17 protein-coding genes are annotated in these 20225 nt (G+C 72.3%); 5 read left to right on the top strand and 12 right to left on the bottom strand.

The window, feature by feature from the left end; all coding sequences use genetic code 11:
- Window positions 1-11: 11 nt before the first annotated feature.
- Both purE and ADK41_RS21930 read right to left on the bottom strand, forming a co-directional pair.
- Complete coding sequence (gene purE / locus ADK41_RS21925; protein ID WP_030821638.1) at window positions 12-536, bottom strand: 5-(carboxyamino)imidazole ribonucleotide mutase; 525 nt, start codon at window positions 534-536, stop codon at window positions 12-14.
- A complete protein-coding gene (locus tag ADK41_RS21930; RefSeq protein WP_030821640.1) occupies window positions 533-1672 on the bottom strand; it encodes a 5-(carboxyamino)imidazole ribonucleotide synthase in 1140 nt (379 codons plus the stop codon). Before ADK41_RS21930 ends, purE begins: the two co-directional genes overlap by 4 nt.
- A 150-nt stretch (window positions 1673-1822) precedes the next feature.
- On the opposite strand from ADK41_RS21930, the gene ADK41_RS21935 reads away from it, so the two are divergent.
- A complete protein-coding gene (locus ADK41_RS21935; RefSeq protein ID WP_051843020.1) occupies window positions 1823-2365 on the top strand; it encodes a GtrA family protein in 543 nt (180 codons plus the stop codon).
- Between the two features lie 222 nt (window positions 2366-2587).
- Here ADK41_RS21935 and ADK41_RS21940 read toward each other — a convergent pair whose 3' ends face one another.
- Window positions 2588-3862 carry an ATP-binding protein gene (locus ADK41_RS21940; protein WP_030821644.1) on the bottom strand — a complete coding sequence of 425 codons (1275 nt, stop codon included), beginning with the start codon at window positions 3860-3862 and terminating at the stop codon, window positions 2588-2590.
- A 33-nt stretch (window positions 3863-3895) separates the two neighbouring features.
- Window positions 3896-4573, bottom strand: coding sequence for a response regulator transcription factor (locus tag ADK41_RS21945; RefSeq protein WP_030821646.1), 678 nt, complete (start codon window positions 4571-4573; stop codon window positions 3896-3898).
- A gap of 513 nt (window positions 4574-5086) precedes the next feature.
- On the opposite strand from ADK41_RS21945, the gene ADK41_RS21950 reads away from it, so the two are divergent.
- Window positions 5087-6583: an oligopeptide:H+ symporter gene (locus tag ADK41_RS21950; protein ID WP_030821648.1), complete on the top strand. Its 1497-nt coding sequence runs from the start codon at window positions 5087-5089 to the stop codon at window positions 6581-6583.
- A gap of 219 nt (window positions 6584-6802) precedes the next feature.
- On the opposite strand, the gene ADK41_RS21955 is transcribed toward ADK41_RS21950, so the two are convergent.
- Both ADK41_RS21955 and ADK41_RS21960 read right to left on the bottom strand, forming a co-directional pair.
- Window positions 6803-7366 (bottom strand): ATP-binding protein, encoded by a 564-nt coding sequence (locus ADK41_RS21955; RefSeq protein ID WP_030821650.1) that lies wholly within the window; start codon window positions 7364-7366, stop codon window positions 6803-6805.
- A 242-nt stretch (window positions 7367-7608) separates the two neighbouring features.
- Complete coding sequence (locus tag ADK41_RS21960; protein ID WP_030821652.1) at window positions 7609-7986, bottom strand: STAS domain-containing protein; 378 nt, start codon at window positions 7984-7986, stop codon at window positions 7609-7611.
- 251 nt (window positions 7987-8237) lie between these two features.
- On the opposite strand from ADK41_RS21960, the gene ADK41_RS21965 reads away from it, so the two are divergent.
- The gene (locus ADK41_RS21965; RefSeq protein WP_106979396.1) at window positions 8238-9152 is read left to right on the top strand and encodes an RNA polymerase sigma factor SigF; all 915 of its coding nucleotides are present in this window, start codon (window positions 8238-8240) and stop codon (window positions 9150-9152) included.
- A gap of 82 nt (window positions 9153-9234) precedes the next feature.
- Here ADK41_RS21965 and hutI read toward each other — a convergent pair whose 3' ends face one another.
- The 4 genes from hutI to hutU form a co-directional block, all read right to left on the bottom strand.
- On the bottom strand, window positions 9235-10407 hold the full coding sequence (gene hutI, locus ADK41_RS21970; protein WP_030821656.1) for an imidazolonepropionase: 1173 nt from the start codon (window positions 10405-10407) through the stop codon (window positions 9235-9237).
- Window positions 10408-10427: 20 nt separating this feature from the next.
- Window positions 10428-11771 carry a formimidoylglutamate deiminase gene (locus tag ADK41_RS21975; RefSeq protein ID WP_030821658.1) on the bottom strand — a complete coding sequence of 448 codons (1344 nt, stop codon included), beginning with the start codon at window positions 11769-11771 and terminating at the stop codon, window positions 10428-10430.
- A complete protein-coding gene (locus ADK41_RS21980) occupies window positions 11768-12970 on the bottom strand; it encodes an allantoate amidohydrolase (RefSeq protein ID WP_030821660.1) in 1203 nt (400 codons plus the stop codon). Before ADK41_RS21980 ends, ADK41_RS21975 begins: the two co-directional genes overlap by 4 nt.
- Window positions 12971-13395: 425 nt before the next feature.
- A complete protein-coding gene (hutU, locus tag ADK41_RS21985) occupies window positions 13396-15060 on the bottom strand; it encodes a urocanate hydratase (RefSeq protein WP_030821662.1) in 1665 nt (554 codons plus the stop codon).
- A 139-nt stretch (window positions 15061-15199) separates the two neighbouring features.
- On the opposite strand from hutU, the gene ADK41_RS21990 reads away from it, so the two are divergent.
- A complete protein-coding gene (locus tag ADK41_RS21990; protein ID WP_030821664.1) occupies window positions 15200-16612 on the top strand; it encodes a diaminopimelate decarboxylase in 1413 nt (470 codons plus the stop codon).
- Between the two features lie 76 nt (window positions 16613-16688).
- On the opposite strand, the gene ADK41_RS21995 is transcribed toward ADK41_RS21990, so the two are convergent.
- Complete coding sequence (locus tag ADK41_RS21995) at window positions 16689-17273, bottom strand: hypothetical protein (RefSeq protein WP_030821666.1); 585 nt, start codon at window positions 17271-17273, stop codon at window positions 16689-16691.
- Between the two features lie 119 nt (window positions 17274-17392).
- Window positions 17393-18235, bottom strand: a complete 843-nt coding sequence (locus tag ADK41_RS22000) for a MurR/RpiR family transcriptional regulator (RefSeq protein WP_030821668.1) — start codon at window positions 18233-18235, stop codon at window positions 17393-17395.
- 268 nt (window positions 18236-18503) lie between these two features.
- Between ADK41_RS22000 and ADK41_RS22005 the strand changes: the two genes are divergently transcribed.
- The gene (locus tag ADK41_RS22005; RefSeq protein ID WP_030821670.1) at window positions 18504-20195 is read left to right on the top strand and encodes an LCP family protein; all 1692 of its coding nucleotides are present in this window, start codon (window positions 18504-18506) and stop codon (window positions 20193-20195) included.
- Window positions 20196-20225: the final 30 nt, after the last annotated feature.

Genomic DNA, 20225 nt, shown 5'->3' on the forward strand with positions numbered 1-20225 from the left:
ACCCGCCCCGCTCACTTGCCGAAGCCGAAGCCGTTGCCGGAGCCCTCGGCCTTGGCGCGCAGCCGCCTGCCCTTCTCGGTGGCCTGGTCGTTCAGCTCCTGCTGGAACTCCCGCATGCGGCCGAGGAGTTCCTCGTCATGGGCGGCGAGGATACGGGCCGCGAGCAGGCCCGCGTTGCGGGCGCCGGCCACCGAGACGGTGGCGACCGGGACGCCGGCCGGCATCTGCACGATGGACAGCAGGGAGTCCATGCCGTCGAGGTACTTCAGCGGGACGGGCACGCCGATGACGGGCAGCGGGGTGACGGAGGCGAGCATGCCGGGCAGGTGGGCGGCGCCGCCCGCGCCCGCGATGATCACCTTGAGCCCCCGGTCCGCGGCCTGCTCGCCGTACGCGATCATCTCGCGGGGCATGCGGTGCGCGGAGACGACGTCGACCTCGTAGGCGACCTCGAACTCGTCGAGGGCCTTGGCGGCCGCCTCCATGACGGGCCAGTCGGAGTCCGAACCCATGACGATGCCGACAACGGGACTCATTCGGTGATCGTGCCTCTCAGGTAGCCGGCTGCGTGACGGGCGCGCTCCAGCACGTCGTCCAGGTCGTCGCCGTAAGTGTTGACGTGGCCCACCTTGCGGCCGGGCTTCACGTCCTTGCCGTACATGTGGATCTTCAGCTGGGGGTCGCGGGCCATGCAGTGCAGGTACGCGGAGTACATGTCCGGGTAGTCGCCGCCGAGGACGTTGACCATGACCGTCCACTTCGCGCGCGGGCGGGGGTCGCCGAGCGGGAGGTCGAGGACGGCGCGGACGTGGTTGGCGAACTGCGAGGTGATCGCGCCGTCCATGGACCAGTGTCCGGAGTTGTGCGGGCGCATCGCGAGCTCGTTGACGAGGATGCGGCCGTCGCGGGTCTGGAACAGCTCGACCGCGAGGTGGCCGACGACGCCGAGTTCCTTGGCGATGTTCAGCGCCATCTCCTCGGCCTTCAGCGCGAGGTCCTCGGCGAGGCCGGGGGCGGGCGCGATCACCGTGTCGCAGACGCCGTTCACCTGCCGCGACTCGACGACGGGGTAGGCGACGGCCTGTCCGTGCGGGGAGCGGACCACGTTGGCGGCCAGCTCGCGCACGAAGTCGACCTTCTCCTCGGCGAGGACGGCGACACCCGCCCTGAACGGCTCGGCCGCCTCCTCGGCGGAGTCGACGACCCACACGCCCTTGCCGTCGTAACCGCCGCGGACCGTCTTGAGGACGACCGGGAAGCCGTCGCCCTCCGCCGCGAACGCCGTCACGTCCTCGGGGTCGGCGACGATGCGGTGCCGCGGGCACGGCACGCCGATCGCGTCGAGCTTCGCGCGCATCACGCCCTTGTCCTGGGCGTGCACCAGCGCGTCGGGGCCCGGGCGGACGGGGATGCCGTCCGCCTCCAGGGCCCTGAGGTGCTCGGTGGGCACGTGCTCGTGGTCGAAGGTGATCACGTCGCAGCCGCGCGCGAACGCGCGCAGCGTCTCCAGGTCGCGGTAGTCGCCGACGACGACGTCGCCGACGACCTGCGCCGCGGAATCCTGCGGAGTGTCACTGAGGAGCTTGAACCTGATGCCGAACGGGATGCCCGCCTCGTGTGTCATACGAGCGAGCTGGCCACCGCCGACCATGCCGACTACCGGGAACGTCACGCCCCCAGGGTATCGGCCGAGCCACCGTGGCCGATTTACCGGTCCCCCGGACGGGCCGCGGCCGGGATCCTCGTCCGCAGGAAGATCGCGGGGACGGGTGGTTAGCATGGTCTGATTGACGCCGACCGAGGGACGGGGGTCAGCACGACCATGGGACGCGGTTCCTCAGGGCCTCCGACCACGGCCCCGGCACCGCCTCCGCGCGGCGGTGTGCGGGAGCGGTTCGACCGGCTCGTCCGTGAGGTGGCGAAGTTCGGCGCGGTCGGCGGAGCCGGCCTGCTGGTCAACCTCCTCGTGTTCAACCTGGTCCGGCAGGTGACGGACCTCCAGGTGGTGCGGGCGAGCGTCATAGCGACCGTCGTCGCGATCGTCTTCAACTACATCGGCTTCCGCTACTTCGCCTACCGGGACCGCGACAGGTCCGGGCGCACCCGGGAGATGTCGCTGTTCCTGCTGTTCAGCGTGGCCGGCCTGGTGATCGAGAACGGCGTGCTGTACACGGCGACGTACGGCTTCGGCTGGGACAGCCCGCTGCAGAGCAACATCTTCAAGTTCTTCGGCATCGGTGTGGCGACCCTGTTCCGCTTCTGGTCGTACCGCACCTGGGTGTTCCGCGCGCTGCCGGCCCGGGAGCCGGTGACGCGGGGCGCCGCGCGCCCCGAGGGCTCCCGCGCGACGCAGCGCGTGCTGTAGGGCCTGCCCGGCGGACCATGCCGGAGACGCGGGGCCCGACACACATCCGCGGCATTGCCGTCGGTTGCCGGCTCCCCCACGCTCGGCTTCGCTCGCGCGGGAGGGGCCCCCATCGCGTCGACGCCCTCCTCCGCCTCGCAGGCGCACGCACCAGGCCCCGCTCACCCGTGCTTCGAAGCGCCGCCGGTCTCCTCCGTTTTCCCGCCGGACAGGCCTTGGCCGTCAGCGCACCGTCCGGCGGGACTCGTCGTCCGGGGACTTCTGCGGGGGTGTGCGGGAGAGGAACAGGCCGAAGACGGCCGGACTGGCCTGGAGCATCTCCAGCCGACCGCCGTCCGCCTCCGCCAGGTCGCGGGCGACGGCGAGGCCGATGCCGGTGGAGTTGTGGCCGCTGATCGCCCGTTCGAAGATCCGCGAGCCCAGGTCGGCGGGGACGCCCGGACCCTCGTCGGTGACCTCGACGACCACCTGGTTGCCGGTGACCCGGGTGCGCAGGGCGACCGTGCCGCCGCCGTGCATCAGCGAGTTCTCGATCAGCGCGGCCAGCACCTGGGCGACGGCGCCCGGCGTGCCCACCGCCCGCAGCTCCCGTTTGCCGGAGGTGACGATCGCCCGGCCCGCGCTGCGGTAGGCGGGGCGCCACTCGGCGAGCTGCTGCTTGATGACCTCGTCGAGGTCGAAGGTGACCGCGGAGCCGGTGCGGGGGTCGCGGGAATTGGTCAGCAGCCGCTCCACCACGTCCGTCAGCCGCTCCACCTGCGCCAGCGCGATCGTCGCCTCCTCCTTCACCGTCTCCAGGTCGTCGGTGAGGGTGATCTCCTCCAGCCGCATGGACAGGGCGGTGAGGGGCGTGCGCAGCTGGTGGGAGGCGTCGGCGGCCAGCCGCCGCTCCGCGGTCAGCATACGGGCGATGCGCTCGGCGGAGCGGTCCAGCACGTCCGCGACCCGGTCCAGCTCGGGAACGCCGTAGCGGCGGTGGCGGGGGCGCGGGTCGCCGGAGCCGAGGCGCTCGGCGGTCTCCGCGAGGTCGGTCAGCGGGGAGGCGAGCCTGTTGGCCTGGCGGATCGCCAGCAGCACCGCCGCGACCACCGCGAGCAGCGCCACCAGGCCGATGATCAGCAGCGTACGGCCGACCTCCCGGGTCACCGAGGAGCGCGGCTCCTGGACGGTGACCGTCTCGCCCTCCTCGCCGGGCGCCGAGCCGCTGATGACGTCGCCGTCCGGCTTGGCGCCGACCTCGATGGGCGGCTTGCCGGGGATCCGGATGACGGCGTACCGGTCCTCGGTGACCTGGTTGCTGAGGATCTCGGCGGTGACCTTGTCCTCGACGATCAGCCGGCTGTCGACGATGCTGGCCAGCCGTACCGCCTCGGACTCCACCCGCTCCCTGGCGCTCTCGCTGATGGTGCGGGTCTCGACGATGACCAGGGAGACGCCGAAGACGGCGATCACGACGAGCACCACGGCGAGCGTGGACTGGATCAGACGGCGGCGCATGTCCTCTTACTCACTGGCGAACCCCGACGGGGTTCAGCTCTTCTCGAACCGGAAGCCCACACCGCGCACGGTCGCGATGTAGCGGGGGTTGGCCGCGTCGTCGCCCAGCTTCTTGCGCAGCCAGGAGATGTGCATGTCGAGGGTCTTGGTGGAGGACCACCAGGTGGTGTCCCAGACCTCGCGCATCAACTGGTCGCGGGTGACGACCCGGCCCGCGTCCCGCACCAGGACCCGCAGCAGGTCGAACTCCTTCGCGGTGAGCTGGAGCTCCTCGTCGCCCATCCACGCCCGGTGCGACTCGACGTCGATGCGCACCCCGTGGGTGGCGGGCGGCTGCTGGGGCTCGGCGGAACCGCGCCGCAGCAGGGCCCGCACCCGGGCCAGCAGCTCGGCGAGCCGGAACGGCTTGGTGACGTAGTCGTCGGCGCCCGCGTCCAGGCCGACGACCGTGTCCACCTCGTCGGCGCGCGCGGTCAGGATCAGCAGGGGGACCGTGTGCCCCTCGGAGCGGAGCCGGCGGGCGACCTCCAGACCGTCCATGCCGGGCAGTCCGAGATCCAGCACCACCAGGTCGACGCCGCCCTGCATGCCGGCTTCGAGCGCGGTGGGTCCGTCCTCACGCACCTCGACTTCGTAGCCCTCCCGGCGCAGGGCGCGGGCCAGCGGCTCCGAGATGGACGCGTCGTCCTCGGCGAGCAGTACACGGGTCATGCAGTGATGGTAGTCCCGCCGCCGAGGGGCCCGGGGTGTGATCGCGGGCGTTGTCCCTTACCTCCGGCATGCCCGTTTCCCACCTACGGCGCTCTTGGTTCGCGCCTGCGGCTGTGGGGTGCGAACCTGAGAGAGACCTTCGAATGGGTGATCGCGGTTCCAGTGAAACCTGTGATCCCTGTCTCAAGTCCTTCCATATCCGGCACTGTCCTGCCGTATGGTGAATCAACGCCTGTTGCACCACGGGGGCCTTTGGCGCAGTCGACGCCGAGGGTCTCTTTTGTGTGCGGGCCGGCTTCTCCGCCGGCCCCGGAAGGAATGACCTGTGGCCGGGCCTCCCCGCGCACTGACGCGCGTAGAGGTGTGGATCCCGGTGGTCGCCGTCCGCCGTTCCGCGACCCGGAGCGGCCTCCCCCGGGCGTGGGGTGGACGGTACGACCCCGCCGGTGCCGGCCGCCCCCCACCGGGCGCGTACACGCTCGCGCGACGCGTCCCGACCAGCAAGGATCGACCATGGCGTCCAGCCTGACGAAGGACTCGGTCACCCCGGGCACCCCCGGCTCCGAGAAGACCTTCTTCGGCCACCCCCGCGGACTGGCCACTCTCTTCATGACCGAGATGTGGGAGCGTTTCTCCTACTACGGCATGAGGGCTCTGCTCCCGCTGTACCTCGTCGCGCCGGGCGGCCTGGCCCTGAGCGCCGGCACCGCGACGGCGATCTACTCGGTGTACGTGTCGCTGGTGTACCTGCTCGCCATGCCCGGCGGCTGGTTCGGCGACCGTGTCTGGGGTCCCCGCAAGACCGTCGCCGTCGCCGGCGGCGTCATCATGCTGGGCCACCTGACGCTGGCCCTGCCGTCCTCCGGCACCTTCTACGCGGGTCTCGGTCTGGTCGCCATCGGCTCCGGCCTGCTGAAGGCCAACATCTCCACCATGGTCGGCCACCTCTACAAGGGCCCGGACGACCCGCGCCGGGACGGTGGCTTCACCGTCTTCTACATGGGCATCAACCTGGGCGCCTTCGCCGCGCCGCTGATCATCGGCACCATCGGCGAGAGCGTCAACTGGCACCTGGGCTTCGCGCTCGCCGCGCTGGGCATGGGTCTGGGCCTGGTCCAGTTCCTGCTGGGCAGCCGTCACCTGGACGCGCACTCCAGCGTCGTCCCGAAGCCCCTGTCGGCCGAGGAGAAGTCCGCCACCCTGCGCAAGGCCGCCCTCTGGGCGGGCATCGCCGTCGTCGCCTACACCGCCCTCGGCCTCTCCGGCCACTACACGCTGAACTGGGTCCTGGTCCCGCTGACGCTGCTCGGTGTGATCATCCCGGTGATGGTGCTGGTCCGCATCAAGCGCGACAGGGAGCTCGACCGCGCCGAGCAGTCGAAGATGTCCGCGTACATCTGGTTCTTCGTCGCCGCGGCCGTGTTCTGGATGATCTACGACCAGGGCGGCTCGACGCTGTCGATCTTCGCCGACGCGTCGGCCGACAACACCGTCCTCGGCTGGGGGTTCCCGGTCTCCTGGTACCAGTCGGTCAACCCGGTCCTGATCATGGCGCTGGCCCCGGTCTTCGCCTGGGTCTGGCTGGCGCTGAACCGGCGCGGCAAGGAGCCGAGCACGATCGTGAAGTTCTCCTCCGGCCTGGTGCTGGTCGGCGCGTCCTTCTTCCTCTTCCTGGCCCCGCTGTCGATCGCCGAGGGCGGTCACAAGGCGGCGGCGCTGTGGCTGGTGGCGATCTACTTCACGCAGACCGTCGGTGAGCTGCTGCTCTCCCCGGTCGGCCTGTCGGTCACCACGAAGATGGCGCCCGCGAAGTACGCCTCGCAGATGATGGGCGTCTGGTTCCTGGCCGTCACCGCCGGTGACGCCACGACCGGTCTGCTCTCCATCGCCGGCGTCGACCTGAACAAGACGGGCATCGTCGCGCTGGAGGCGAGCCTCGCGGTGGTCGCCGGTGTCGCGGTGTGGATGTACCGCAACAAGGTCAAGGCCCTCATGGGCGACGTGCGCTGAGCCATCCCCCCCCACGGCTCGACGCGAAGGCCCCTGGAAACCGGCGGTTTCCAGGGGCCTTCGGGCGTTGCGACGAGGCTCCGACGCCGGGTGCTCCGGGTGCTCCGGGTGCGGATCCCGCGGGCGTGCCGGGTCCGGGCCACGCTCGCCCCGGCCACCGTGAAACCCGGGCCGTGCGCGACGCACCGGGCCCGGGCATGGCGGTGTCCCGGGGCCGGGTTACGCCGGTGCTCCGAGTTCCGCCCAGACCGTCTTGCCCGCGATGTCCGCGGCCCGGAGGACTCCCCAGTCCAGGCAGAGCCGCTGCACGATGAACATGCCGTGGCCGCCCGGGCGGCCCGCCCGGTGCGGGGTGCGCGGGGCCGGCTGGCCCGTGCCCCGGTCGGTGACCTCGATCCGGATCACCTTCTTGTCGCAGGTGATGGCCAGATGGTCCGGCCCTTCGGCGTGCAGGCAGGCGTTGGTGACCAGTTCGGAGACGACGAGCAGGACGTCCTCGGCGGCGGCCCGCCGATCGGCGGTGTCGGCGGGCAGCCAGCCCCACGCGTACAGCGCCTGGCGGGTGAAGTCACGGGCGAGCGGTACGACGCCGCTCTGGTCGTCGAAGCTCAGCCGGTAGACCTGGCCGCCGCCCGGCGGCCCGGAAGACCCCGACGGCTCGGTGGGCACGGCGACGCCCCCGTCGGAGGCGCTCGCCGTCGGCGCGCCGCCCCCGGGCGTCCCGGAAGCGCCGCTGGGCTCCGGACCGCGGTCGCCCGGCGGGTAGGGCCGGGTGGTGCTCATCAGCGCTTCACCTCACCGTGTCACCAGTTCACGATTCAAAAGTTCCCGTACTAGATCGGTCCCGCGCGGACGACCCATCCGGTTCCCGGCGCCCTCGCGACCACCGTGCCCGACGCGTTCAGGGTCTCTCCTGCCCGGGCGTGCCGAGGGGACACCCCCGTATTCGCAAGAAAAGGCGTGCCGGAAGCGGCCCTCCGGCAACGAGGGCGACGCGAGAGCCCGGCCGGGCCTGCCCGCGCGCGTCACGCGGAATCGTCGGCCAGCGCCGCCTCGAGCGTGTCGTGGACGGCGAACACCGCGTCCGCTCCCGTGATCTCGAAGACGCGCGCGACGACGGGCTGCATCCCCACGAGATGGACCCCGCCTCCGGCCGCCTCGGCCTTCAGCCGGGCGCCGAGCAACACGTTCAGCCCCGTGGAGTCACAGAACTCCAGCCGGGAGCAGTCGATGACAAGCCGCTTGAATCCCTTGGCGAGACAGTCCTCCAGTGGCTCCCGCAACAGATCGGCGGTGTGGTGATCCAACTCACCCGCCGGAGTCACGACGGCACTGGGGCCCTCTTCTCGCACCTCGACCAGAAGCCGGCCAGACTGTGCGCTGCCGACCGTCCCGCGGTCCATGCCGTCTCTCTCTCCCGACCTCTTGGCTGCTTACTGACGTCCTCGAACATTACGCCTTATGGCGACGCTTCGACAGCCTAACAATCGCGCACAAACAGACATATGCGGACAGACTGCACTTGCGATCGGCTCGGGAAAGCGGGTAGGGCTAGTAAGAACACGCAACCGACACGGCCGGCTTTGGAGGCGCCGCACACCGCAGTGCACGTATCGGCTTCGGCAGCCATATGCCGAGAACGATGGAGGACATCATGTCACCCCGGCTCGACGCATCGCGTACCCCGAAAGCGACGTCGACACTCCCTCCGGAACATCTGGATCCCATCGAGCAGGACGACCCGGGTGTCGTCCCGGACGACCTACTCGCCGGGCTCCCGGAGATCCCCCCGTACGACGAGGTGGGCCCGGTCGACGCGCGAGCCCTCTCCAAGACCCTCTTCGAGCGCTTGGAGTCGCTGGAGGAAGGCACCCAGGAGTACTCGTACGTACGCAACACGCTCGTCGAGCTGAACCTCGCCCTGGTCAAGTTCGCCGCCTCCCGTTTCCGCTCGCGCAGCGAGCCGATGGAGGACATCATCCAGGTCGGCACCATCGGCCTGATCAAGGCGATCGACCGCTTCGAACCGTCGCGCGGTGTGGAGTTCCCCACGTTCGCGATGCCCACCATCATCGGCGAGGTCAAGCGCTTCTTCCGCGACACCTCGTGGTCCGTGCGCGTACCGCGCCGGCTGCAGGAGCTCCGGCTCGACCTGGCCAAGGCCGGTGACGAGCTGGCCCAGCAGCTGGACCGGGCGCCGACGGTGGCCGAACTGGCCGAGCGTCTGGGCATCACCACCGAAGAGGTCATCGAGGGCATGGCGGCGTCGAACGCCTACACCGCCTCCTCGCTGGACGCCCAGCCGGAGGAGGACGACACCGAGGGCGCCCTGGCGGACCGGATCGGCTACGAGGACCACGGACTCGAAGGCATCGAGTACGTCGAGTCGTTGAAGCCGCTGATCGCCGAACTGCCGCCGCGGGAACGGAAGATCCTCTCCCTGCGCTTCGTCGCGGGCATGACCCAGTCCGAGATCGGCGAGGAACTGGGCATCTCCCAGATGCACGTCTCCCGCCTGCTGTCGCGGACGCTGGTGAAGCTGCGCAAAGGACTCACCGTAGAGGAATGACCCTCACCGGGTGACGTGCGCCCTCCGGGGGCGGTCCGCGACCGGGCCGCCCCCTTCGGCGCGTCCGGGAGCGCCGGGCCGCTCACACCCTGCGCACGCCCCGGCGCCACACCCCCGCGACCAGCGGGACACCGGGCCGGTAGGCGAGGTGGACGTGGCTCGGGGCGTCGAGGAGGGTGAGATCGGCGTACGCGCCCGGGGCCAGCCGGCCGATGTCGTCACGGCGCAGGGCCGCGGCGCCGCCCGCGGTGGCCGCCCGGACCGCCTCGTCCGGCGTCATGCCCATGTCGCGCACGGCGAGCGCGACGCAGAAGGGCACGGAGGACGTGAAGGACGAGCCGGGGTTGCAGTCGGTGGACAGCGCGACGGTGACGCCCGCGTCCAGCAGCCGGCGGGCGTCCGGCCACTCGGCACGGGTGGAGAACTCGGCGCCGGGGAGCAGGGTGGCGACGGTGTTCCCGCCGGCGAGGGCGTCCACGTCGGCGTCGGTGAGGTGGGTGCAGTGGTCGGCGCTGGCCGCGTCGAGTTCGACGGCGAGCCGGACGCCGGGGCCGTACGACAGCTGGTTGGCGTGGACGCGCGGGTGCAGGCCCCTCGCCTTCCCGGCGGTGAGGATCGCGCGGGCCTGGTCGCCGTCGAAGGCGCCCTCCTCGCAGAAGACGTCGATCCAGCGGGCGTGCGGTGCGCAGGCGTCCAGCATCTCGCCGGTGACCAGGGCCACGTATCCGGCCGGGTCCTCGGCGTACTCGGGCGCGACGACGTGGGCGCCGAGGTAGGTGACCTCGTCGGTGTGGCGGGCGGCCAGGCGCAGGGCGCGGGCCTCGTCCTCGACGGTCAGGCCGTAGCCGGACTTGGTCTCGAAGGTCGTGGTGCCCTGGCGGAGCGCCTCGTCGAGGAGACGGACGAGGTTCGCCTCCAGTTCCGCGTCGGCGGCGGCCCGGGTGGCGGCGACGGTCGTGCGGATGCCGCCGGCGCCGTAGGCGCGGCCGGACATCCGGGCGTTGAACTCCTCGGTGCGGTCACCGGCGAAGACCAGGTGGGAGTGGGAGTCGACGAAGCCCGGCAGGACCGCCCGGCCCCCGGCGTCGACCCGGTTGTCGGTGGCGGGTGCTTTCCTTGACTCACCGGTCCACACGACGCGGTCGCCCTCGATGACGACGGCCGCGTCCCGGACCAGGCCGAGGGGGGAATCGTCCCTCAGGGAGGGGTCGTTGGTGACCAGCGTGGCGATGTTGCTGATGACGGTGCTGCTCATGGTGTCCTCATGGGTGGTCGTCAGACGCGCAGTGCCTCGACGGCCCGCGCGAGGGCTCCGGGTACGTCGGGGACGAGCGTGTGCGCCCCGTCGCGTACGACGTGCCGGCCCGCCACGACCGTGTGCCGCACGTCCGCCGCTGTCGCCGCGAATACGGCCGTCTCGGCGCCGAGTCGGGGCGGTGGCCCCGCTGTTCTGACCGAGTCGAGCGCGAGGGTGGTGAAGTCGGCGCGCGCCCCGGCCTCGATGCGGCCGGTGTCGTCCCAGCCGAGGGCGGCGTGTCCGTCCGCGGTGGCGGCCCGCAGCAGCGCGGCGGCCGTCCAGTGGCCGCGGGTGCGGGTGCGCAGGCGCTCGTCGAGCTCCAGCGCGCGGGCCTCTTCGAGCAGGTCGATCACGGCGTGGCTGTCGGAGCCGAGGGAGAGTGGGGAACCCTCGTTCTGCAGGGCGGCGGCCGGACCGATCCCGTCGGCGAGGTCGCGTTCGGTCGTCGGGCACATACAGGTGCCGGTGCCGCTGCCGCCGATGAGGGTGATGTCCTCGGCGGTGAGGTGGGTGTTGTGGACACCGGTGGTGCGCGGTCCGAGGACGCCGTGCAGGGCCAGGAGCTGTGCCGGGGTGCAGCCGTGGACCTCCCGGCAGGCGTCGTTCTCGGCGGTCTGCTCGGACAGGTGCACGTGGAGCGGGGCCCGCCGCTCCTCGGCCCACCGCGCCACGGTCGCCAACTGCTCCGCCGGTACGGCCCGGACGGAGTGGACCGCCGCACCGATCCGTGCGTGGTCCCGTTCCCCGAGGGCGGAACAGCGCTGGGCCCAGGCGTCCGCGTCGCCGTCGGAGAAGCGGAGCTGGTGGGTGGTGGGCGGCTGTCCGAAACCGGAGGAGAGGTAGGCGGTGTCGAGGAGGGTGATGCGGATGCCGGCCTCGGCGGCGGCCTCGACGAGCGCCTCGCCCATGGCGTTGGGGTCGGCGTAGGGCGTGCCGCCGGGGGCGTGGTGGACGTAGTGGAACTCGCCGACCGCCGTGATGCCCGCCAGCGCCATCTCGGCGTACACGGCCCGGGCGAGGGCGTGGTAGGTGTCCGGGGTGAGCCGGTCGGCCGTGGCGTACATGATCTCGCGCCAGGTCCAGAAGGTGCCGGAGCCCACCTGGACGGTGGAGCGCAGGGCGCGGTGGAAGGCGTGGCTGTGCGCGTTCGCCAGTCCCGGCAGGGTCAGTCCGCGCAGGATCTCGGCGCCGGGCGGCGGGGCGGGGGTGTCCGGGCGGACGGCGGTGATGCGGCCGCCCCGGACCTCCGTGGTCACGCCCGGTTCGACGTGGGTGCCGAGCCAGGCGTGCTCCAGCCAGTACGTCCGCGGGGTGGCAGTCACGTGCAGGCCAGTCCTTCCAGTACGTCGGCGAGGGCGAGGACCCCGGCCACGCAGTCGTCCTCGTCGGCGGACTCGGCCGGGGAGTGCGAGACGCCGGTGGGGTTGCGCACGAACAGCATGGCGGTCGGGACGCGTCCGGAGAGGATTCCGGCGTCGTGTCCGGCGCCGGTGCCGAGGACGGGCACCCTGAGGTCGGTGTCGCCGCCGAGGATGCGGGCGAGCTCGTCGCGCAGGGCGTGGTCGAACTCGACGACGGGGGTGAAGGACTCGCGTTCGACGTCGAGTGTGACGCCGTGCTCCCGCGCGTGGGCGCGGGCGGCCTGCCGCACGCCGTCCACGACGGCGTCCAGGCTCTTCTGGTCGGAGGCGCGGGAGTCGAGCCAGCCGCGCACCAGGGAGGGGACGGCGTTGACGCCGTTGGGCTCGACGGCGATCTTGCCGAAGGTGGCTACGGCACCGGCGAGTTCGGCCTCCCGGCGGGCGGCGAGGACGGTCCCGGCGTACGACAGCATGGGGTCGCGCCGGTCGGCGAGCCGGGTGGTGCCGGCGTGGTTGGCCTCGCCCCGGAAGTCGAACCGCCAGCGGCCGTGCGGCCAGATGGCGGACGCGATGCCGACGCGGTCGCCGGACAGGTCGAGGGCGCGGCCCTGTTCGACGTGGAGTTCCACGAAGGCGCCGATGAGGTCGAGCCGTTCGGGGTCGGGGCCGATGGCGCCAGGGTCGTGTCCGGCGGCCTCCATGGCCTGCGGGAGCGTGACGCCGTCCCCGTCGGTGAGCCGGTGGGCCTGCTCGACGGTGAGCGCGCCCGCGGTGAGCCGGGAGCCGACGCAGGCGAGCCCGAAGCGGGCGCCCTCCTCGTCCCCGAAGTTGACGATGCCGAGCGGCTTGGCGAACCGCGCGCCCCGCCGACGCAGTTCGTCGAGCGCGGCGAAGGCGGACACGACCCCGAGGGGCCCGTCGAAGGCCCCGCCGTCGGGCACGGAGTCGAGGTGCGACCCGGTGACGACGGCGTCCCCCCGCGCGGGCTCGCCCAGCCAGGCCCACTGGTTCCCGTTCCGGTCGATCTCGTAGGTCAGTCCTCGGCCACGGGCCTGCTCCTCGAACCACCTCCGGCACTCGGAGTCGGCCCGGGTCCAGGCGAACCGCCGGTAGCCGCCGGAGGCGGCGTCGCGCCCGATGGGCAGCAGCTGCCGCCACATCTCGTGGAACGAGGGCGGCACAACCCACGAACCACCGCCCGGCTGACGGCCGCCGGGCTGTAGGCCGCCCGGCTGTGGGCCGCCCGGCTGTGAACCCTCAAGCTGTGGGCCGCCCGACTGTGGGCCCCCGGGCTGTGGGCCGCCAGGCTGCGAACCGCCCGACTGTAGGCCCCCAGGCTGTAGGCCGCCCGACTGCAGGCCGCCGGGCTGTGGGCCGCCAGGCTGCGAGCCGCCGGACTGTGAGCCGCCAAGCTGTAGGCCGCCCGGCTGCGAACCGCCCGACTGCGAACCGCCCGGCTGTGGGCAGTCGTTCCGTAGGGCGATGGGGGTGTCTCCTCTGCCTTTCGGGCCATGGGGGAGGGCGGGCACAGCCGAACCCGCGGGCGGTGACGACCCGCCCGCCCCCGCTGAGGAGGCGCCGTCCCTCACGCCGACCCGTCCTCACGCATCGGCACCCGCACACCCCGCGAGTCCGCCACCGACTCCGCGATGTCGTACCCGGCGTCGACATGCCGGATCACCCCCATCCCGGGGTCGTTCGTGAGCACCCGGCGGATCTTCTCCCCCGCCAGCGCGGTCCCGTCGGCCACCGTCACCTGCCCGGCGTGGATCGACCGCCCCATGCCGACGCCCCCACCGTGGTGGATCGACACCCACGACGCCCCGGAAGCCACGTTCACCATCGCGTTCAGCAACGGCCAGTCGGCGATCGCGTCGGACCCGTCCAGCATCGCCTCGGTCTCCCGGTAGGGAGAGGCCACCGACCCGCAGTCGAGGTGATCGCGCCCGATCACGATCGGCGCGGTCAGCTCCCCGCTCGCGACCATGTCGTTGAACCGCTCACCGGCCCTGTCCCGCTCCCCGTACCCCAGCCAGCAGATACGCGCGGGCAGCCCCTGGAAGCGCACCCGCTCCCCCGCCATCCTGATCCACCGGGCCAGGGACTCGTTCTCCGGGAACAGCTCCAGGACCGCCTTGTCGGTCCTGGCGATGTCGGCGGGGTCGCCCGACAGCGCGGCCCACCGGAAGGGCCCCTTGCCCTCGCAGAACAGCGGCCGGATGTACGCCGGCACGAACCCCGGGAAGGCGAACGCGCGCTCGTACCCGGCGAGCCGCGCCTCACCACGGATGGAGTTGCCGTAGTCGAACACCTCCGCGCCGGCGTCCTGGAAGCCGACCATCGCCTCGACGTGCCGGGCCATGGACTCGCGCGCCCGGGCGGTGAAGCCGGCCGGGTCCTTCGCGGCGGCGTCCGCCATGTCCTCGAAGGCGGTCCCGACGGGCAGGTACGCCAGCGGGTCGTGGGCGGAGGTCTGGTCGGTGACGATGTCGACGGGCGCGCTCATGGCGAGCAGCCGCGGGAGCAGCTCGGCGGCGTTGCCGAGGACGCCGATGGACAGGGGCCTGCGCCGGTCGCGGGCCTCGACGGCCAGCCGGAGGGCGTGGTCGAGCGAGTCCGCCCTGACGTCCAGGTAGCGGTGCTCGATGCGGCGCTCGATCGCGCGGGGGTCGCAGTCGACGCAGATCGCCACGCCGTCGTTCATGGTGACGGCGAGCGGCTGGGCGCCGCCCATGCCGCCGAGCCCGGCGGTGAGGGTGATGGTCCCGGCGAGGGTGCCGCCGAACCGCTTCGCGGCGACGGCGGCGAAGGTCTCGTAGGTGCCCTGGAGGATGCCCTGGGTGCCGATGTAGATCCAGGAACCGGCGGTCATCTGCCCGTACATGGTGAGGCCGAGGGCCTCCAGGCGGCGGAACTCCTCCCAGTCGGCCCAGTCGCCGACGAGGTTGGAGTTGGCGATGAGGACGCGCGGCGCCCACTCGTGGGTCTGCATGACGCCGACCGGGCGGCCGGACTGGACGAGCATCGTCTCGTCCTGCTTGAGGGTCCTCAGCGTGCGGACCATGGCGTCGAAGGAGCGCCAGTCACGGGCCGCCTTGCCCGTGCCGCCGTAGACGACGAGCTTGTCGGGGTGCTCGGCGACCTCCGGGTCGAGGTTGTTCTGCAGCATCCGCAGGGCGGCCTCCTGCTGCCATCCCAGGGCGCTCGGTTCGGTGCCGCGGGGCGCTCGGACGGGCCGGGGTCCTGACATGTCTGCCTCCTCAGCTGCGGATGACTACTGCGGATATTCACATACTCCTGGCCTGAATAGAGCTAGTCAACACAGGGGCGGGCCGGCCCGGCCGCGCGGGGGATGTTTGGCCGGGTCCCCGCGCGCGAACCCTGGGTTCATGCGCGCGAACACGGAGAACGCCGAAGGGACGAGGGGCGCGGTGGCCCACGACGACGGCCGGACGGACGAGGTGGACGCGTACGCCGAGGGGCGGACGGTCCGGCGGAACAAGGCGGTGCGGGCCGCCGTGGAGCAAGGGCTGGTCGACGCCGACAACCCGCTGGTGGCCCTGCTCGACGTGGTCGGCATCCGGGAGTCGGCGGCCGAACTGCGGTCGGCGTTCGACGCGGTGACGGCGCCCGGCACGCCCGTGCTGCACGCCTTCGCGGTGAAGGCGAGCCCGCTGGTGCCGGTGCTGCGACTGCTGCGGGCGGAGGGCATCGGCGCGGAGGTGGCCAGCCCGGGTGAACTGGCGCTGGCGCGGGCGGCGGGGGTGGAGCCGGAGCGGACGGTCCTCGACTCGCCCGCCAAGACGCCCGCCGAACTGCGGGAGGCGCTCGCGCTGGGCATCGCCGTCAACGCGGACAACCCGCAGGAACTGGCCCGCCTCGACTCCCTGATGGCGCGGTCCGGCTCTCGCTCACCCGTCGGCATCCGGGTGAACCCGCAGGTCGGCGGCGGTTCCATCGAGGCGCTGTCCACGGCCACGGCGACCTCGAAGTTCGGGGTGGCGCTGCGCGACGAGGGCGCGCGGGAATGGGTCGTACGGGCGTATCTGGAGCGGCCGTGGCTGACCCGGCTGCACGCGCACACGGGCTCCCAGGGCATCGAGCTGACGATGATGGCGCGGGGGATCGCTCAGACGTACGAACTGGCGGAGGAGATCAACCGGCGCGCCGGACGCCACCAGGTCGACACCGTCGACATCGGCGGCGGGCTGCCGGTGAACTTCGCCTCCGAGGCGATCACACCGACGTACGGGCGGTACGCGCGGCTGCTGCGCGAGACGGTGCCGGGGCTGTTCGACGGGCGGTACGGGCTGGTCACCGAGTTCGGCCGGTCACTGCTGGCCAAGCACGGCACGGTGGTCGCGCGCGTGGAATACGCCAAGAGCGCCGGCGGGCGTCCGGTCGCGGTGACGCACGCGGGCGTGCAGGTGGCGACGCGGACGGTGTACGCGCCGGAGTCGTGGCCGCTGCGGATCGCCGCGTACGACGCACAGGGGCGGCCCAAGGAGGGCCCGGCGGTCGTGCAGGACGTGGCGGGACCGGCCTGCTTCGCGGGCGACCTGCTCGCCCGGGCGCAGTCACTGCCGTTGCTGGAACAGGGCGACCACGCGGCGGCGCTGGACACGGGCGCGTACTACTTCGCCCACCACTACGCCTACAACTCGCTCCCCCGCCCCGGCATCCACGGTTTCGCCCCGGACGGGGCGGGAGGCGTCGCCTTCGCGACGGTGCGCGCTCCCCAGACGATCGAGGAGATCGTGACCGAGTCGGGCGCCGCCCACACCGACGCCCTGGTCCCCTAGGGGCGCGGGGCCGTGCCGGCGCGCGGCCCCGGCGTGCGGGCGCGACCGCCCGCGGCGTCCCCGGGGAAGACCGGCCTCAGACGAGGGCCGGCGCCCGCCGGCGCGCACCGCCCGGCGCCGCGTCACCCGCCGCGATGCCGGTCGTCCGGTACCCCTTGACCGCCTTGCCGGCCGGCCGCCCCACCCCCGCACGGAGCCAGTCGACGCGTACCCACAGCAGGGCCTCGTCCGCCCGCTCCAGACGCCCGATCCAGGCCGCCTTCAGCCGGAGCCCCACCCCGCACCCGGCGAGCAGCAGACCACCGGCGGCGGGTACCGCGAACGCCGTGCCCAGTGCGGCGAGGAAGGCGAGCAGCAGCCACCAGCGGTGCCCGCGGCGCCAGTTGCGGACGGTCACCGCCCGGTCCTGGAGCACGTCGTGCCGGCCCGCCCGGGCCGCCGAACGGGCCGCCGCGCGATACCGTCCCCGCCGCCCGTACGCCACGACGGCCGCCGCCACGAGGAACAGCGCGGCGCCCGCCAGTACCCCGATCCGGCGCCCCGTCAGCCCCGGCACCAGCGCCCCGGTGCCCGCCGCGACCGCTCCCAGCCACCACAGTGGCGCGGCCCCGGCCCGTACGACGACGGCCACCCGGGCCAGCCCCTGTCCTCCACGCGTCATCTCCGGCCTCCCGTCCTCCGACTGCCTGTGCATGTCCTGGCCAGGGGACGAACGCTAGCGACGCAAGGTGAGACGAGTCTGAGAACGCGGGCGGACCTCCCCCGCCGCCCCGCGCGCCGTCAGTCGACGAACAGCCCGCGCGCCGCCGCCTTCGCGTCGAACTCCTCCAGCCGCGCCTGCGCGTCGGGCAGGTCGTCGCACATCGCCTCCAGCAGCACCCGGCCCAGCAGCATCGGCGCGCACGCCGTGTCGAAGGCCAGCCCGGTGCCGACGGCGGCGGGCAGCATCAGGTCGGACACCTTGGCGACCGGCGCGAACGGGGAGTCGGCGACGGTGACCACGGTCAGCCCCGTCTCCCTGGCACGGGCGAGGGCGTCGACGACCTCGCGGGGATGCCGGGGCAGCGCGAAGCACAGCAGGGCGCTCGCTCCGGCCCGCGCGGCGGCGTCGATCCGGTCGTGGAGCATCGTGCCGCCCTCGTTGAGCAGCCGTACGTCCGGATGGACCTTGGCGGCGAAGTAGGCGAACCCGTGCGCCTGGGCCGCCGCGGCCCGCAGCCCCAGCACGGGCAGCGGCCGGCTCCCGGCCAGCACCCGGCCCGCCCGCCGCACCGGCCGGGGATCGGCCAGCGCCTCCGCCAGGTGCCGCAGGTTCTCGATCTCGGCCTCGACGGCCTGCTGGTACGCGTTGTACGAGTCGGCCACCGGCGCCGGCTCGGCGGGCGCGACCTCGCGCAGATGCCGCCGCAGGGCGGGATAGCCGTCGAAGCCGAGGGCGACGGCGAACCGGGTCACGGACGGCTGGCTGACCCCGGCCAGCTCGGCCAGCTCCACGCTGGACAGGAACGGCACGTCGGCGGCGCGTCGCACCATGCTGTGCGCGATACGCCGCTGGGTCGGCGTCAGCCGATGCCCCTCGAAGAGCGCCTGGAGGCGCGCGGCGGGGCTTTCGGTGCCGCTCATGACCTGACTCCCCCTCGACGCCTCGCTCTATTCACCCGTCACCATCCCTGCATACCGTTATACAGGCACACGCGGAGGCGCACCGACCGCGCGTCGCGATGGGCGGAGATCACACACTGTGCCCGTTTCGGTGACAGATCCGGAACTCGACGATTTTGCTACGACGTCACCGCATCCTGAACGGGCCGGATAGCGTAACTCATCGAACAACAGAGCGCCTTGGGGCGCAGGCGACCCATGTGGCACCCGACGGAGGACTGGTACAGGCGTGGACGCGCGAAGTCGTGGGCAGGCGGACGGAACCGATCCTGCCGACCAGTGGGTACTCAACCCGGAGACCGGCGCATACGAACTGCGGCTGAACGATTCCGCGGAGCGGCCGAGCACGCCCCGCCCCCGCAGCGCCCCGCGCCCCGGCTCCACCGCGCCCGCCCGCGTCCCCGGCCAGCGCCGCCGCCGCGCCGCACCCGCCGCGGAGGACACGCCCGACCCCGGCCGCCGCAAGCGCAAGCCGGGGAAGAGCCGCAGGAAGAAGGCGCTGATGTGGACGGGAGGCGCCCTCGGGCTGGTCCTCGTCGGCGGTTCGGCGTTCGCGTACTACTGGTACGACCGCCTCTCCGGCAACATCGACACCGTCGACATCGGCGGCGTGGGCAGTGACAAGGTCCTGGCGGACGGTCCGGTCAACATCCTGATCATCGGCAACGACGTCCGCACCGGCGAGGGCAACGAGGCCTACGGCAACCGGACCAACGTCACCGGCCACGCCGACACCACGCTCCTCTTCCACGTGGCCGAGGACCGCACCAACGCGACCGTGGTGAGCATCCCCCGCGACCTGGTGATCAGGATCCCGGACTGCGAGTCCATCCAGTCCGACGGTTCCACCAAGAGCATCCCCGGCTCGACGGTCGCCACCCGGTTCAACGAGTCCTACGGGGTGGACGGCCGCGATCCGGGCTGCACCATGCTCACGGTCGAGGAGATCACCGGCCTCGAGGTCGACCACTTCATGATGTTCGACTTCAACGCGGTCAAGACGATGTCCACCGCGGTCGGCGGCGTCGAGGTGTGCCTGGAGAAACCCCTCAAGGACCGGGACGGCGGCTCCGGGCTCGACCTTCCGGCCGGGGAGAGCAGGATCCAGGGCGAGGAGGCGCTCTCCTTCCTCCGCAACCGGCACGGTCTGAGGAACGAGAGCGACCTGGACCGGATCGAGATGCAGCAGAAGTTCGTCGCGTCGATGCTCCGCCAGCTGAAGGAGGACACGCTGGGCAGCCCGTCGAAGATGCTCGACGTCGCCGACGCGGCCACCAAGTCCCTCACCGTGGACAAGGGCATAGGCAGCCCCGGCAAACTGCTCACCCTCGCCAGGGAGCTCGGCAGGATCGACCTGAAGAACATCACCATGATGACCGTGCCGGTGAAGGACAACCCGGACGAGCCCACGCCCGTCACCGTCGTCCTGGACCCGGTCAAGGCACCGAAGGTCTTCAGCATGCTGCAGAACGACGTCTCCTTCACCGAGGTGAAGAAGAAGGAGAAGAAGGCCAAGGACAAGCAGGCCGAGCTGCTGGAGGGCACACGGGCCGAGGCGTCCGAGATCCGCGTCGACGTCTTCAACGGCGGCGGCCCGGCCGGCGCCGCGCAGGACACCCTCGTCTGGCTGCAGACCGGCGAGGGCGTGGCCAGGTCCACCAACAGGGGCAACGCCCCGGCCGAGGTCGACAGGACCCGGCTGGAGTACGCGCCGAACCAGGCCGGCCAGGCCCGCAAGCTCGCCGACCTGATGGGCCTGCCCGCCTCGGCCATGCAGCCCGGCACGAAGGACGCCGACGCGACGACCCCGATGACGCTCACCCTCGGCCCCGACTTCACGGAGGCCGGCGTCCCCGTCGCCCCGCCGAAGAAGGTCGACGTCGGGCAGTCCCGGGCCGACGAGAAGATGTGCGGGAAGTAGCGGCCCGGCGAACCCGAGGTCGAGAGGGGG

The sequence above is a fragment of the Streptomyces caelestis genome (assembly GCF_001279005.1).
Taxonomy (GTDB): Bacteria; Actinomycetota; Actinomycetes; order Streptomycetales; family Streptomycetaceae; genus Streptomyces; species Streptomyces heliomycini.